10 protein-coding genes and 1 pseudogene are annotated in these 16105 nt (G+C 55.0%); 3 read left to right on the top strand and 8 right to left on the bottom strand.

The genetic code is table 11. The annotated features are described in order from the left end of the window. Positions 1 to 32: 32 nt before the first annotated feature. A pseudogene (locus Dpoa2040_RS18345) lies at positions 33 to 174 on the bottom strand (NAD(P)-dependent oxidoreductase); the annotation flags it as partial. 69 nt (positions 175 to 243) lie between these two features. After that, positions 244 to 1797 (bottom strand): PAS domain-containing methyl-accepting chemotaxis protein, encoded by a 1554-nt coding sequence (locus Dpoa2040_RS04795; RefSeq protein ID WP_168640483.1) that lies wholly within the window; start codon positions 1795 to 1797, stop codon positions 244 to 246. Positions 1798 to 2101: 304 nt separating this feature from the next. On the opposite strand from Dpoa2040_RS04795, the gene Dpoa2040_RS04790 reads away from it, so the two are divergent. Beyond that, on the top strand, positions 2102 to 4693 hold the full coding sequence (locus Dpoa2040_RS04790; protein WP_168640482.1) for a YdbH family protein: 2592 nt from the start codon (positions 2102 to 2104) through the stop codon (positions 4691 to 4693). 24 nt (positions 4694 to 4717) lie between these two features. Next, positions 4718 to 4972 (top strand): YnbE family lipoprotein, encoded by a 255-nt coding sequence (locus Dpoa2040_RS04785; protein ID WP_050569456.1) that lies wholly within the window; start codon positions 4718 to 4720, stop codon positions 4970 to 4972. A 79-nt stretch (positions 4973 to 5051) separates the two neighbouring features. Here the strand turns inward: Dpoa2040_RS04785 and Dpoa2040_RS04780 are convergent, their stop codons facing one another. Next, positions 5052 to 5657, bottom strand: a complete 606-nt coding sequence (locus Dpoa2040_RS04780) for an FMN-dependent NADH-azoreductase (protein WP_042870960.1) — start codon at positions 5655 to 5657, stop codon at positions 5052 to 5054. A gap of 334 nt (positions 5658 to 5991) precedes the next feature. Here Dpoa2040_RS04780 and hrpA point away from each other — a divergent pair, with 334 nt between their 5' ends. Beyond that, positions 5992 to 9879: an ATP-dependent RNA helicase HrpA gene (gene hrpA, locus Dpoa2040_RS04775; RefSeq protein WP_168640481.1), complete on the top strand. Its 3888-nt coding sequence runs from the start codon at positions 5992 to 5994 to the stop codon at positions 9877 to 9879. 133 nt (positions 9880 to 10012) lie between these two features. Here the strand turns inward: hrpA and Dpoa2040_RS04770 are convergent, their stop codons facing one another. The 5 genes from Dpoa2040_RS04770 to Dpoa2040_RS04750 form a co-directional block, all read right to left on the bottom strand. After that, on the bottom strand, positions 10013 to 10708 hold the full coding sequence (locus Dpoa2040_RS04770) for a lactate utilization protein C (protein ID WP_168640539.1): 696 nt from the start codon (positions 10706 to 10708) through the stop codon (positions 10013 to 10015). Continuing rightward, entirely contained in the window at positions 10708 to 12129 is a 1422-nt protein-coding gene (locus tag Dpoa2040_RS04765) for a LutB/LldF family L-lactate oxidation iron-sulfur protein (RefSeq protein ID WP_042870956.1), read from the bottom strand. Before Dpoa2040_RS04765 ends, Dpoa2040_RS04770 begins: the two co-directional genes overlap by 1 nt. A gap of 11 nt (positions 12130 to 12140) precedes the next feature. After that, positions 12141 to 12860 carry a (Fe-S)-binding protein gene (locus tag Dpoa2040_RS04760; RefSeq protein WP_042870954.1) on the bottom strand — a complete coding sequence of 240 codons (720 nt, stop codon included), beginning with the start codon at positions 12858 to 12860 and terminating at the stop codon, positions 12141 to 12143. A 78-nt stretch (positions 12861 to 12938) separates the two neighbouring features. Next, positions 12939 to 14489, bottom strand: a complete 1551-nt coding sequence (locus Dpoa2040_RS04755; protein ID WP_168640480.1) for an L-lactate permease — start codon at positions 14487 to 14489, stop codon at positions 12939 to 12941. A 322-nt stretch (positions 14490 to 14811) separates the two neighbouring features. Then, positions 14812 to 15636 carry a serine protease gene (locus Dpoa2040_RS04750; protein WP_042870949.1) on the bottom strand — a complete coding sequence of 275 codons (825 nt, stop codon included), beginning with the start codon at positions 15634 to 15636 and terminating at the stop codon, positions 14812 to 14814. Positions 15637 to 16105: the final 469 nt, after the last annotated feature.

The following is a 16105-nucleotide window of genomic DNA, read 5'->3' as shown; positions in this document are numbered from 1 at the left end:
TATAACCGGCGGCATGGCGTCGCCGGTTGAACCATTAAAGAATAAGTCACGTTCGTTTTCATCGATATCCATGCCCCGCGAGCCGATTTTCTGTTGTTTCAGCGCGTCGATTGCCGCTTGTGAATCAATTAATCCACCACGGTTGGTGTTGAGGGGCATCACGCCGTTTTTATGGTAACGGAAAGACAATGTTTTAGCGGGAGACATTCAGGAGGGAGTCCCCCCCTGAATGGATGACGTAGCTTACTTTGATGCGCCGAATACTGAAATTGCCTGCGCCATACTGGCGATTTGCTGTTGCAGATGTCCGGTGGCGGAATTGGACTGGCTGGCGAGCGCTGTGTTTTGATGGGTGAGTTCATCAATACGGTTGACTGCGTCGTTGATCTGCTGCAGTCCCTGAGATTGCTCCTTAGTGGCCGTGCTAATGTCGTTCATCAAATGTGTTACTTCCTGCACTTTGACCAGAATGTTGCTCATGGAGCGATTCGTGTGTGCAACTTGCTGATCACCAGCATGAATGCTGGATAGCGTGTTGTCGATAAGTGCGGCGATGTCTTTGGCGGATGCGGCGCTGCGTTGGGCCAGCGAACGCACCTCGCTGGCCACCACCGCGAAGCTTTTGCCCTGCTCTCCGGCATGGGCTGCTTCTACAGCGGCGTTGACCGCTAAGATATTGGTCTGGAACGCCAGATTATCCAGCACGCTAATAATATCGGTGATGCGTTCGCTGGCCTGGGTGATCGTACCCATGGTGTTGGCGACCTCCGATACGGCCTGCTCGCCCACGTTGACCACCTGATTCACATCTTGCGCGTACCGTGATGCGCGCAGTGAGGCATCGGCATTGCTCCTGATGGTGGTGGTCAGTCGTTCCACAGACGCGGCGGTTTGCTGCAGGCTCTCTTCGGTTTTCTCGCAACATTCCGCCAGAATGTGGTTGCCTTGTGCGATTTCACTGCAAGCGGTTTTGAGTTCCTGCAGGTTGACGTTGACGTCATCAACAAAGGTACGGAAATTCATGCCGGATTGGTTGACGGCGCGCATCAACATACCGATTTCGTCGGCTCGATTAAGTTGGCTCAGGCTGTTGGCCTGGCCGGAGGCAGAACGCATCGCCTGTTCAAGAATGTATTCTACGGGTCTGGCGATGTGGTGTACTAACAGTTCGCAGAACAGGCAAGCTAACGCGATCAAGGTCGCAAAGATCTCCCAAACCAGTGCCGTTTTGGGCAGCAGCGCGAATGCGACAGCCAACGGCAACAGCCCCAGCATCCCAAAGTAACTACGGATGCGCCAGCGCAGCGGCATAGTTTTGAACAGGCTAAGCCATTTCAACGGGCCGGTATAAACCAGTAAGCCGTGATGAAAGGCACGGTTTTTCAGGGTGCCCTGATTCACCTGTGCGTAGAGTGCCTCGGCCTGGCTGATTTCTTCTGCCGTTGCAGCGGTACGTACCGACATATAGCCCACCAGCTTGCCATCCCGCTTTAACGGCGTCGTACTGGATCGCACCCAATAGTGATCACCGTTCTTGCGGCGGTTTTTGACCACGCCGGTCCAGATTTTTCCGGCTTTCAGGGTATTCCACATATCCGCGAAGGCGGAAGGTGGCATATCAGGATGGCGGATAATATTATGCGGCTGATTCATCAGTTCTTCCGGCTCGTAGCCACTGACTTTGATGAAATCGGCGTTGGCGTAGGTGATGTGGCTGTCAGGGGTGGTTACCGACATCAGTTTGGTTCTGGCATCCAGCGGATACTGATGTTGACTGACTGGGTAATTTTTACGCATTGAGCATCCCTTATTGCGACATTGAAGGGTAAAGCAGGGTCAATTATTTCAATAAGCAACAATGCTGATGAATATATAATCCGGGCAGAATAGTGCGAGCAAGATAGCGTTGCCACGTCTGTAACCGGTCGGTTGTGTTGTCAGATATTGTGCTTATGTAAAAATTTTATCACGATCAGGTAATTGGGATGTATGGGTTTTGCGGGGGAATGTGAACTGAATGGTGACATTTGGTGCGAAAGCCTCAGTGATTCGCATTGAATGATAAAATGATGATGACCGGAATAATCCTGAAACATAACTCATGCTGAAGTTAATGCGCTGTGCAGGGTGGCTGATTGCGCTGGTGCTGATAGTGGCGACCACCTGCTGGATGATGCCGTGCTGGTTGCCGCTATTGCTGCGTCCTTATTTGCCCGTCGGGGCCACTGTTGTAATGGATGCATCGCCCGGCTGGCGGCGGGGGGGCGTGTGGCTGCCTGATGTGCAACTGCGCCTGGCGCAGTGCCAGCCAGCCAGACTGTCGGGCCTGCTGATTCGCTATTCGAAAGGGCGCTGGCAACTGGAGGCACAGGCATTAACGCTGGATGCGGTTTGTCTGCGGCAGTGGCCAGCGTCTCCTGATATGGGCGCTCCGCTGCTGATAAAGTGGCAACAGCGGCTGCCGGCAACTGAGCTGATTTTACATCATGTCGTGGTGACCCCCTGGCTGACCCAGGCTGGTAGCCTGCAACTCTCTACTGACGCATCACGCCAGCAACTCCATATCCAGAGCGATCAGCTACAGGTGCAGGCTGAACTGCATGGTACCGAACTGACGCTGCAACAAGGCCAGATGCGTGTCTCGGCGAAGGCAGCGCCGCTGCAGATAAGCGGTGCGATGCAACTGGCACCTGCGCTCAACCGCCTGCCGCAGCAGGGCGAGGTACGCGCAGAGTATCTGCCGTTGCGTTTACCGGAACCTGCCAGCGCAGTGCTGCGCTGGCAGGGTAATCAGGGAGCACTGACGGTGAGCGTAGCCTCAATGACCGAACCGTTGTTGACGCTGCCGTGGCAGGTTAGTGACGGCAATCTTCGCATTCAGGATGGGCGCTGGCGCTGGCCATACGCCAGCCAGCCGCTGGCGGGCGGTGTCTCGCTGACGTTGTACGATGTGTTCCAGCCGCGCGACCCGCTGCGGCTGGAAGCCCGAATCAACATCCTGACGCAGGGACACAATGGCCGAGCTAACGCGGTGCTGTCGCTTGGTCCCGGTGTGCTGGGGCTGACCGATAGCGATATGCGTTTTCAGCTTACCGGGCAGGTTAATTTACCTGACCTATCGGTTTTTGCTTCGTTGCCGGGGACGTTAAAAGGTGCGGTGCTTGATCCCACCGTTGCATTGCTGCCCGGTTCACTATTACGCGCCTGGGGCGCGCCGCACCCGACGGTGACGCTGGAAGAAGCACGCTGGCCGCTGGCGGGTATTCAGGTTACCCGACAAGGCGTCAGCGGCAGGTTGCAGGCGATTGTTGCCGTGCGTGATAGCTATTGGGGGCGTTTTCGTCTGCATTTGGACGGCAAAGCGCAGCAGTTCTGGCCTGATAACGGCGACTGGCGCTGGCGTTACTGGGGAGAAGGGCAGTTGCCGCCGTTACAGGGCCGCTGGGATATCGCGGGGCATGGCCGCTGGCTGAACGATCTGATCGAAGTCGAATCCTTGTCCAGCGGTCTTAATCAACTGCGCTACGGCGTGGTCGAGATGAAGCAGCCGCGGTTAACGTTGACCGAGCCGCTGCGCTGGCGACGCTCTGTGACGGCGACGTCGCTGAACGGTGCACTGAGACTGGCGGCGAAGCAGGTGAATTTTCACGGCGCGGGTAAATTACCTGCCACGGCGTTGACTCTGGATATTCACGGGCGCAATCCGCAGGATTTCCAGTGGCACGGGCAGGTGCAGGCAGGTGCCGTCGGTCCTATCCGGCTCAATGGGCGCTGGGATGGGCAACGTCTGCGTGGCAGCGGCTGGTGGCCGCTTCAACCGTTGCGGGTATTCCAGACGTTGCTGCCGCCAGGCGGGGCGCTGACGATCCGCACCGGTCAGTTTTACGCGCAGACGGCGTTTTCTGCCGCCCGTGGGCAGGGGGTCCGCGCCGGGGGGCATTGGGTGGTAAAAAATGGCGGTGCCTGGCTGGAGGATGGCGAAGTCAGCGGCGTGGATTTTGTGCTGCCGTACCGATTTGAAAATCATCGCTGGCAAGTGGGGATTTCCCGCCCGGTGGCGCTGCACATCAACCGGCTCGATAGCCTGTTTCCGATGCAGAATATCGACATACAATGGTATGGCGCTTATCCCTACAGTGAGCGCCACCCGTTGACGCTGGCGCAGTTGGATCTTGATGTGCTGGACGGCCATTTGTCGCTGTCGCCGCTGCGCCTGCCCGCGCATGAAACGGCGATATTGCAGCTACAAGGTATCGATCTCAATGCGTTGATGGTTGGGTTAAAAGCGAAAAAGCTGTCGATGTCTGGCCGGGTAAGCGGCGTCTTGCCGTTGAATTTTAGTCATCCTGCGATGCTGGTTCAAAACGGTAAATTTACGAATGACACACCGCTGATCGTACAACTGGAACCGCAACTGGCCGACCAATTAGCGCGAAGCCGTGTCGCCGATGCCGCGGTGGTGGCGTGGTTGCGTTATATAGAGATTGGGCGCTCCTGGGCGACCATTGATCTCAGCCAGCGCGGCGACTTGTCGCTGGTATCGCACATTACCGGGTATAGCGTGATGGATGACCTGTCACGGCAAAACATTGTGCTCAATTACCGTCAGCAGGAGAATATTTTCCAGTTGTGGCACAGTCTGCGCTTTGGCGACAAGCTAAAGGCGTCGCTGGAGCAGCAGGTTGCTGAGTGATTCACTATCAGGAAGGGGGATAAAATGAAAACAGCCTGTGCTGCGATGGTTGCTGCGTTGTTGACTGGCTGCACCCCGCGCATTGAGATGGCGACGCCGAAAGAGCCGATCACCATCAACATGAATGTGCATATTGAGCATGATATTCGTATCCGTGCAGATAAAGAAACGGCGCAATTGCTGGATAAATCGAATAATCGTACCGGTGATCAGATACATAAAGAGGCGCTAACAGACAAGCAAGAAAATGTCGGGATGCAAGACAAAAAGCAGGACTAAAAACCGCCGTGCACCATGACACGAATACGTGTTGTCATGGTGCACGGCGGTGAGTATGAGGGGAATCAACGCGTAATAGTTACGCAGATGCCAGCTGAGACAGCTGTTCTTTAGCATCAGCCACCGCTTTCTGAGCCATATCCGGGCCGTAAGCGATACCTTCCGCAAACACAAATTCGACATCGGTGATGCCGATGAAGCCCAGCATCAGGCGCAGGTACGGTGCGACCACATCGCTCGCGGTATCTTTGTGGATACCGCCACGGCTGGTCAGTACCAGGGCGCGTTTGCCTTTCACCAGACCTTCCGGTCCTTGCTCGGTGTAGCGGAAGGTGACGCCAGCACGGGCGATAAAGTCGAAATAGTTCTTCAACTGGGTTGAAATGTTGAAGTTGTACATCGGGGCGGCCAGTACGATAACGTCGTGCGCCTGCAGTTCGGCGATCAGGGCGTCGGACAGCGCCAGCGCGTCCTGCTGACGTGGGGTCAGCGGTTTGTCGGAAGGGCGCATCGCGCCAACCAGCTCACCATCCAGTACGGGTACCGGCTGAGCGGCCAGGTCGCGCACGGTGATGGTATCAGCAGGGTGGGCTGCCTGCCAGGCGGCGGTAAAGTGGTCAGCCAACTGGTTGGATTGAGAGAAGTCAGCCAGAATACTTGATTTTAGAACGAGTACTTTGCTCATTGCCTATTCCTTGTTAAGTGTGCCAGAGCGATCATTATCGCTGCATGAACGCATCATAGACGGGTTACAGGCAATGGAATAGCGTAATATTTCGAGATCTTTGTTCGATTTTGTTGAATGAACATTGCCGATGCGTGATGCGCTACGACGGAATCCCGTTTGATGGCATATAGCCTGCGTCGTCAATGTGATACCATGCCCGCCTCGCTATTTATGCCAGTAAATAATCATTAGTCAGCGACGTATCGGGTTGCGTCCGCAACAAGCAGGGGCGCAGAGTGGTTGACAGAGTTCGCCCACTCATACCTGACATCAGACAGTAAGGAATGACACCGTGACATCACCTCTCCATGCGTTAGAACCCCAACTTGATGCGTTAATGCTGCGCGACCGGCAGCGTTTGCGCCGCCGCCTGCAAGGGGCGATGAAAGTGGGGAATCCGCAGGCGCAGGTTGCGATTGCGCAGGAAATTGGTCAGGAGATCGACGCGGCTCGTTTACGGGTGGAACAGCGCCGGGCGTCGTTGCCGGCTATTCGTTATCCGGAGGCGTTGCCGGTCAGCCAGAAACGTGAGGCGATCCTCACGGCTATTCGTGATCATCAGGTGGTGATCGTTGCCGGGGAAACCGGTTCAGGTAAAACCACGCAGTTGCCGAAGATGTGTCTGGAACTGGGGCGCGGGGTCACCGGTCTCATCGGCCATACTCAGCCACGCCGTCTGGCGGCTCGCAGTGTGGCGGACCGTATTGCTGAAGAATTGGAAACGCCGTTGGGCAGCACGGTGGGTTACAAGGTGCGGTTTAATGATCAGGTTGGCGACAACACCCTGGTTAAACTGATGACGGACGGTATTCTGCTGGCGGAGATTCAGCAGGACAGGCTGTTGATGCAGTACGACACGTTGATTATCGACGAGGCGCACGAGCGCAGTCTTAATATTGATTTTATTCTCGGTTACCTCAAACAGTTATTGCCCAGACGACCGGATCTCAAGGTCATCATCACCTCGGCCACCATCGACCCGCAGCGTTTTTCACGCCATTTCAGCAACGCGCCGATCATCGAGGTGTCCGGGCGTACTTACCCGGTGGAAGTCCGCTACCGGCCAGTGGTGGAAGAGGCGCAGGACAGTGACCGCGACCAGTTACAGGCGATTCTGGATGCAGTGGATGAACTGTGCCGCGAAGGGCCGGGCGATATTCTGGTGTTCATGAGCGGCGAGCGGGAAATCCGCGATACGGCTGATGCGCTGAGCAAGCAGGATTTACCGCATACCGAGATTTTGCCGTTGTATGCGCGGCTCTCCAGTCAGGAACAGAACCGGGTATTTCACTCCCACCATGGGCGGCGCATCGTGCTGGCCACCAACGTGGCGGAAACCTCGCTGACGGTGCCAGGTATTCGCTACGTCATTGACCCCGGTACTGCACGTATCAGCCGCTATAGCTATCGCACCAAGGTACAGCGGTTGCCGATTGAGCCGGTATCGCAGGCGTCTGCCAATCAGCGTAAAGGGCGTTGTGGCCGTGTGGCGGCAGGTATTTGTATCCGTCTCTATTCCGAGCAGGATTTTCTCTCCCGACCCGCGTTTACCGATCCGGAAATTTTGCGTACCAATCTGGCGTCGGTCATTTTGCAGATGACGGCGTTAGGGCTGGGCGACATCGCGGCGTTTCCGTTTGTCGAAGCGCCGGATAAGCGCAATATTCAGGATGGCGTGCGGCTGCTGGAGGAGTTAGGGGCGATTCAGACCAGCGACGACGGTCATTACCGGCTGACGCCGCAGGGGCGTCAGTTAGCACAGCTACCTGTTGACCCGCGGCTGGCACGGATGGTGCTGGAGGCACGCCAGACCAGTTGCGTACGTGAAGCGATGATTATTACCGCCGCGTTGTCGATTCAGGACCCGCGTGAACGTCCGACAGAGAAGAAGCAGGCGTCGGAAGAGAAGCATCGCCGTTTTGCCGACAAAGAGTCTGATTTTCTAGCGTTTGTCAAACTGTGGGATTACCTGCAAGAGCAGCAGAAGGCGCTGTCATCCAGCCAGTTTCGCAAGCTGTGTCGCAGTGATTACCTTAACTACCTACGGGTACGGGAATGGCAGGATATCTACACCCAACTGCGTCAGGTGGTAAAAGAACTGGGCTTCCCGGTCAACAGTGAACCAGCCGATTACCGTAGCTTGCACTGTGCGTTGCTGACCGGCTTGTTGTCTCATATTGGGCAAAAGGATGTTGAAAAGCAGGAATTCAGCGGCGCGCGTAACACCCGTTTCGCTATTTTCCCCGGCTCCGGTTTGTTTAAAAAGCCGCCAAAGTGGACGATGGTGGCGGAACTGGTAGAAACCAGCCGCCTGTGGGGGCGCATCGCTGCGCGTATCGAACCGGAATGGGTCGAGCCGCTGGCGCAGCATTTGATTAAGCGTAGTTATAGCGATCCGCACTGGGAGAAAGCGCAAGGCGCGGTAATGGCGCAAGAGAAGGTCACGCTGTATGGTCTGCCGGTGGTGGCGGCCCGCAAGGTGAACTACGGCGCTATCGACCCGGTGGTGTCGCGTGAGCTGTTTATCCGCCATGCGCTGGTGGAAGGCGACTGGCAAACCTCGCACGCTTTTTTCCGCGCCAATCAGAAATTGCGTTTGGAAGTGGAAGAGCTGGAGAACAAGTCCCGCCGTCGTGACATTCTGGTCGATGACGAAACGCTGTTTGCGTTTTACGACCAGCGCCTGCCTCACGATGTGGTATCAAGCCGTCATTTTGACAACTGGTGGAAACAGGCATCCAAAGCCAATCCGGAGTTGTTGAACTTCGAGAAGGCCATGCTGATTAAAGACGGGGCGGAGCGCGTCAGCGCTCTGGATTACCCGAACCACTGGCAGCAAGGCGAACTGCGTTTGCGGCTTACCTACCAGTTTGAGCCAGGGGCGGACGCGGACGGCGTGACCGTGCATATCCCGTTGCCGGTATTGAATCAGGTCAAAGAGGACGGATTCGAATGGCAGATACCAGGGCTGCGCCATGATCTGGTGGTGGCGTTGATCAAATCATTGCCAAAACCGATACGGCGCAACTTTGTTCCGGCACCCAACTACGCGCAAGCGTTTCTGGCGCGAGTCACGCCACTGGAGAAAGGGTTGCTGGAGGCGCTGGAGCGCGAGTTACGGCTGATGACCGGCGTCACGGTGGACCGTGAGGCGTGGCAGTGGGAGCAGGTGCCGGATCACCTGAAAATAACCTTCCGGGTGGTGGATGAGAAAAGCCGTACGCTGCGGGAAGGGAAGCAGCTGCGGGCGTTGAAAGATCAGTTGCAGGAGAAGGTGCAACAAACACTGTCGGCAGTGGCGGACGATGGCATTGAGCAGCGTGATCTGCATATCTGGAGCTTTGGCGATTTACCGGAGCGTTACGAGCAGAAACGTGGTGGCTACGCAGTAAAAGCCTACCCGGCGCTGGTGGATGAAAAAGACAGCGTGGCGATTCGTCTGTTCGATTCGCCGCACCAGCAACAACAGATGATGTGGCGTGGACAGCGCCGCCTGTTGCTGCTGAATATTCCGTCTCCCATTAAATATCTGCACGAAAAGCTGCCTAACAAGGCCAAACTGGGGTTGTATTTCAACCCGTACGGTAAGGTGCTGGAGCTGATCGACGATTGTATTGCCTGCGGCGTGGACAAACTGATGGCGCAAGCTGGTGGGCCGGTGTGGCAGGAAGCGGCTTTCCGCCAGCTGCACGAGCAGGTACGCGCGGAACTGAATGACACGGTGGTGGATATTGCCCGCCAGGTGGAGCAGATATTAACGGCGGTATTCAACATCAACAAACGGCTCAAGGGCCGGCTGGACATGGCACTGGCGCTGGCGCTGAGCGACATCAAAAGCCAAATGAGCGGACTGGTATTTCGCGGTTTTGTCACTGATAACGGCTGGCAGCGGTTGCCCGATGTGTTGCGTTATTTGCAGGCCATTGAACGCCGGCTGGATAAACTGGCGCAGGATATCCATCGTGATCGCGCCCAGATGCTAAAAGTAGAGCAGGTGCAACAGGCCTGGCAGCAGTGGCTGAACAAGCTGCCGCCGGAACGGCGCGACGATGATGACGTGAAAGCGATTCGCTGGATGATCGAGGAACTGAGGGTCAGCTATTTCGCCCAGCAACTGGGCACACCTTATCCGGTTTCTGATAAACGCATTTTGCAGGCGATGGCGCAGATTGACGGATAAACGGCTGGCGCCGGGTGTTGCTACATTGCGGTACTCATGAGGTGATCCGTTGCTGTGCTCCCCCTTGTCCGACGCGGATGTGGCGTCGGACAAGGGGGATTCTTGTGGTTGTTATAGGGTTGCTATCTGGCTGTCAGCAGTCTTCTATGATCAGATAAGCCGCGTTTACCGGGCCGTGCACGCCCACCACCTTGATGAGTTCAATGTCGGCGGTAGAACTGGGACCACCGATCAGATTGATACAGGAAGGCATCCGTGTACCTTGCCGAGCTATCTGATGCAGTTGACGCGCCAGTTGCGCCACACGCGGCAAAATAGTGCTTTTGCGCAGCACAAAAATGGATGATTCCGGCAGCAAGCTTACCGAGCGGCCACAGTCTGGCGAGGAAAACAGGACCACGCCGCCGGACTCGGTTAAGCCATGTTCTGCATATATCACGCCCACTTTAGCCCGCTCGGCTACCTGAATATTTTCCTCGCCGCGCGCCGGGTTCCAGACAACCGCGCCGCAGGCTTCCTGCAACCGGGCGGTGATACCCAATGCTGCCAGCCGGTCATCGCTGCTGATAAGCACAGGCTCGCGCCCATAGCGTTCGCACAAACGCCATGTCGCTTCAGGCGCATCGGCTTCGGTGGTCAATTCACAGTGCGCCAGCATGACATTGGTGGCGCATTCAATGAAGGCATCGCAGCGTTGCTGGGCGTCAAGTTCAGTCAGCCGGGTATGGGCATAATCGTTGGCCGGAACGGGCGGTGGAGAGGGAATATGGCGAACATCCCGACCAAGTGCTTTGGCGATGTCAGCTAAGAATTGCTCTCTGTGATTCATCATTGATTTCCCCGCGCTTTGTGTTTTTTAAACCAGGAGCGGAAACTTTCGCCGTCGGCTTGCGGCAAGTCACGTGCTGCTGTCCATTCGCTGATCGCCCCGATATTGATCGGTATTTTTCCGTCTCTGATGAACCATCTGGCGGCCTGGGCGCCTGCTATCATGCCGACTTTCCATAATCGCGGATGGCTGTTGGCATACGCGAACAGTTTAATGGCGCTCTGCTCGCTTTTGGGCGTGAGACCACCTTCTGCCATGACTCGCCGGTGTTTCAGGATCAGTTTCGATAACGGGATTTTTACCGGGCATACGCTGTCGCAGGCGGTACACAGCGAACAGGCATAAGGCAGATCTTTAAAATCATCATAACCGCCCAGCAGGGGAGAGATGACCGCGCCGATAGGACCGGGGTAGATGGAGCCGTAGCCGTGACCGCCGATATGGCGGTAGGCCGGGCAGGTATTCATACAGGCACCGCAACGAATGCAGCGCAATATGTCCTGAAACGGAGAGCCGAGTACGGTGGACCGACCATTATCGACAATCACCAGATGAAACTCTTCCGGGCCATCGATATCACCCGTTTCGCGGGGACCGGTAAGCCAGGTGTTGTAACCGGTCAGGCGTGCGCCGACAGCGCTGCGGGCCAGCATGGTGATGAGCACGTCTACCTCTTCAAACGTCGGGGCGATACGCTCCATTCCCATGACTGCGATATGTGTTTTCGGCAGCGTGGTACACATGCGACCGTTGCCTTCATTGGTCACCAGACAAACCGAGCCGGTTTCCGCTACGGCGAAGTTACAGCCGGTGACACCCACTTCGGCGCTCAGGAAATCCTGACGGATCTTTTGGCGGATGAACAGTGTCATGGCTTCAGGGGTTTCCGGCCCGTCATAACCCAGTTTTTCGCGCAATACCCGTTGAATCTGATAGCGATCTTTATGAATGGCCGGTACGACAATATGCGAGGGTGGGTCGCCGTCAAGTTGCAGAATGTATTCGCCAAGGTCGGTTTCAATCACCTGGATGCCGGCTTCCTGCAACACATGGTTCATGCCGATCTCTTCAGTTACCATCGATTTGGATTTGACCACCTTTTTGGCCTGCTTCGAGCGGGCGACGTGCAGGATATAATCGGTGGCGTCCTCTTTGGTTTTGGCGAAAAAAACGTGGCCGCCATTGGCGCTGACACGTTCTGAGAGCTGGTAGAGATAGGCATCCAGATTTGCCAGCACATGTTCGCGGATTTGGCTTGCGCGTTCACGCCACGCTTCCCAATGCCCCAACTCGTCCACCATTTTCTGGCGGTTAGCGCCAATGCGTTGCTGCGCATTAGCAACCGCGTTACGCATAATGGTGTCGTCGATCTGCTGCTTGATGCGTTCTTTGAAAGCCACATCGCTGGTTTTTAAATACATGGCAGCCCTCCTCAGCGGCTCATCAACACTTCGGCAATATGCATGACTTTGACGGGGCGCCCCTCGCGTTGCAGGCGTCCACCGATATTGAGCAGACAACTGACATCAGCGCCGATGAGATAATCCGGCTGGGCATCCATAATATGGCTGACTTTCTCTTTCACCATTTCACCGGAAATTTCCGCCATTTTTACCGAGAACGTGCCGCCGAAACCGCAGCAGGTTTCTGGCGCCTGAAACGGCAGCAGCGTCAGGCCATCTACTTGTTTCAGCAGTGCCAGCGGTTCTTCTTTCACGCCCATTTTGCGAAACAGGCTACAGGACGGGTGATAAACCGCCTTGCCGGGTAAACGCGCGCCGACATCGACGACGCCCAGCGTATTGACGACAAACGAGGTCAGGTCGTACATACGTGCGGCGACCTTCCCGGCGCGTTGCGCCCACTCCGGTTCGTCAGCAAGCCAGGTGGGGTAGCTTTTGATGGCGTAGGTGCAGGAACCCGCCGGAGAGATGATCGGATCATCGTTTTCCTCCAGCGCCATAATCAGGTTTTTGATCCCAGGAATCGCATCGTTAACATAACCGCTGTTGAGTGCGGGTTGACTACAACAGCCTTGTTTTTCAGGAAAATGCACCTGACAGCCTAAGTGCTCCAGCAGCAAGACGGAATCACGCGCCATACGCGATTTAAGTGCATCGCCTATGCAGGTCACAAAAAAATTAACATTCACGACACCCCTCCAGTACCGTAGATACGGTTGTTTTTATGATAAGACGTTATGCGCGGCGATTATTTTTCAAGGCATAAGTCAGGCCATAAACAGGTAATAAAACAGTCCTACCTTTAAGCCGAGAATGACGATGTAGGCGGTGCAGTATTTCAGCGTACCGGCCATGATGGCGCTGCCTTGCCCATCCATCCTGGTTGCGGATACCGCAATGGCGATACTCTGCGGGGAAATCATTTTCCCGCCGGTTGCTCCGGATGTGTTGGCTGCCGCCAGCCAGATCGGGTCGATATGGAGTTTTTCCGCCGCTACCGTTTGTAGTTTTCCGAACAGGACGTTCGAGTTGGTATCACTTCCGGTGACGAAGGTGCCCAGCGCGCCGATGATGGGGGCGATAAACACATAAGCGCCGCCCGTTACGTTCACCATGGTTTGCGCCAGCGTGGCGATTAATCCGCTGACATCCATGATGGTCGCCATTGCCACGATGGTGGTAATGGCGATGATGGAGTTTTTCAGCTGCTTAATCGTGGCAGCCAGTACGCGCAGCATCTTTCCCAACGATGCGCCCTGAATAAAGCCGCCCAGCAAGGTGGCAATAATGATCAGAACGCCCGGTGTGGCAATCCAGTCGATTTTCAGCGTCAGGGCTTTCCCTTCCGGCAAGGGGAAATTCAGCGTTGACGTAATATGCGAAACGACTTGTTTTATGCCTGGGAATAACGGTGAACAGAGCAGAATGAACGTAAAAATAAGAATATAAATAGAGCAGGCTTGCAGTAAATCACGGCCAGAAGGCAGGACGTTCGATGGTTTGTTATTCTGAATAGTATACTGTGGATCGGTTTTTCCCTTACGTGCTCGCCCCATTGCAGCCACCGCGATGAGACTGACAAGGCTGCCTGCAAAGGCAGGAAGTTCCGCACCAAGATGAATGGCGACGAAATACTGCGGAATCAGTGTGGTAATCCCACATACCAGGGTAATACCCACGACTCCCCGAATCGCTTTCACACCGCCACCGATGATGGCGATAATCACAAAAGGCAGCAGGATGTTAAACAGCGCCAGTTGCAGAATAATCGTGCCGCTCAGCGTCGTCACCGGCAGGTGTACCTGTTCAGCCAAAATTGACACCGGAATACCGACAGCGCCAAACGCGGTGGGGACGGTGTTCGCCACCAGAGACGCGATGGCTGCTTTCAGCGGGTTAAAACCAAGCGCGATCAGAATACCGATGGGAATAGCAACGGCAGTGCCATAACCGGCGGCTGCTTCAAGGAAGCCGCCAAAGCACCAGGAAATCAGCAGCACCTGAATGCGTGTGTCATCGCTGATACTGGCCAGCACATCACGCAGTATCTCCATGCTGCGTGTCTCCAGCATCAGGTTATAGCTGTAAATCGCGCCCAGTATCACGATGATAATCGGCCATAATCCCTTGATTACCCCATAGCCTATTGCCGAACTCAGTGTTTGCAGCGGTGTATGCCAGACGATGACGCTCAGGATGGCGGTGATAACCAGTGTGATCAGAACGGAGTGGTGAATTGGCATTTTGATTTTCAAAATCAAAATGATCATTATCAGGAGTGGTAAAACGCCGAGTGAGAACTGCAAGTAATCGTACATAATGCTCCCTCAAAAAATAATGTAAATTATTGATATCCCTTTGATAGTGTTTGGTTATAGAGAGATGAAGCGGTCTGGTCAGGTAGCTGGATCGCTTCATTGAAAGATAAGTTGCCACTTATCGGTAAAAGGTGTAACGGTGTGACATTAAGGGATTCATGATTGTTAAAATCATGAACAATCTTTGGGGCGCAAAAGCAGGAAGGGATATCAGGCTCAGACAGCGCAGCACGGGGGCGTGCGTGTATTAGGGGATGACCTTCTGAGCGGGGGAGCGGGCATGACGTGCCGGCATTTCATCTGAAAATGCCGGCAGGAAAAATCAGCGCGTTGCTTTAGCCAGCGTTTCCAGTTGCTGGCGGATGGCGGTGACTGCCACGGCGCGGTTATCGGCCAGTTGGCGGTTGCTGGCATCAGGGGCAGAGCTTTGAATGCCCACCAGCACCCAGTTACCGGCAGTCTTCAACATCAGCGGTGAACCGCTGTCGCCTGGCAAGGTATCACAGCGGTGGGCCATCACTGATTTATGCACCCAACCGGTAATCAAACAATCCTGATGGCGGTACAACGTATCCTGATGATCTTCGGGGTAGCCAGCCTGAGTGACTTTCTGTTGTGCCGCCTCCAGCGCGGCTTTCAGTTCTTCCTGCGTTCCCTGCCAGACTGACAACGGGCGGATGCCCGGCGGGGTTTCTTTGAGGCGAATCAGTGCGAAGTCCCATGGCGCGGCAGCGGGGGGCACGATCCAACCGTCACCGTCTGCTTTTAGCATTTTGGCTAATTTCTTATTAGTCAGTGCTTCAATTTTATCGGTTTCGTAGCGCCAGCCGTTTTCTGTTGCCAGAAAGCGCAGTGCGACCGGTTTATCCGGCACGCCGGGCGGAGCTACCACACAATGACCCGCGGTCAACGCCAGATGCGGCGAAATAAGCGTTGCGGTGCAGAGGTTGCCGCTGGCGGTTTCCAACTGTCCAATTGCCTGCCACGGCCATTGGGCGGTATCCGGCACGATGTCACGATCATCATGATTAAAGAACAGAATCTGTTTTTGTTGCTCCGTCGTGTCTGATAGAGACGGGGTGTCATCGGCCCACACGGAAGACGTGAGCACGCTTAATGAACATAACAACCAGGCTGATAGGCGCATGTCATGAATGACCTTTAAAGATGAAATTCAGCGTATTAACAGTTATCAATACACTATAAATAGTGTTGCCGGAATAGGCAGGAAACGGAAACTGGGTTGGTCTGGCGAATTCAGACGACTCAGTCTGAGCACGTAGGTGAGAGTGAAACAGGCTACAGGAAAAACACCACAATGACCAACGCGCAAATAAGCAGGAAGGACAACATAATTTCGAATGAGTAACGCCGCAGCATTATCTGGTCCCCCATGAAACAAACACCCGGCGAACCGGGTGTTTGATAACGCTATTGTCATGACGATAGATGCAGAATCAAGTCTTTACTAACGGTACTCATGACTATCAACAATTACTTTGGTGAATTAAGCAGCCGGAGCGGTTTTAGCTTTTTTCACTTTTTTGTGTTTTTTAGCAGCCTGGGCTTTTTGAGCCGGAGCGGGTTTCTTCTTAGCTACTTTTTTAGCGGCCTGT

The organism is Dickeya sp. CFBP 2040 (assembly GCF_012273755.1).
Lineage (GTDB): Bacteria > Pseudomonadota > Gammaproteobacteria > Enterobacterales > Enterobacteriaceae > Dickeya > Dickeya poaceiphila.
This window is presented reverse-complemented; position numbering and strand designations above follow the sequence as displayed.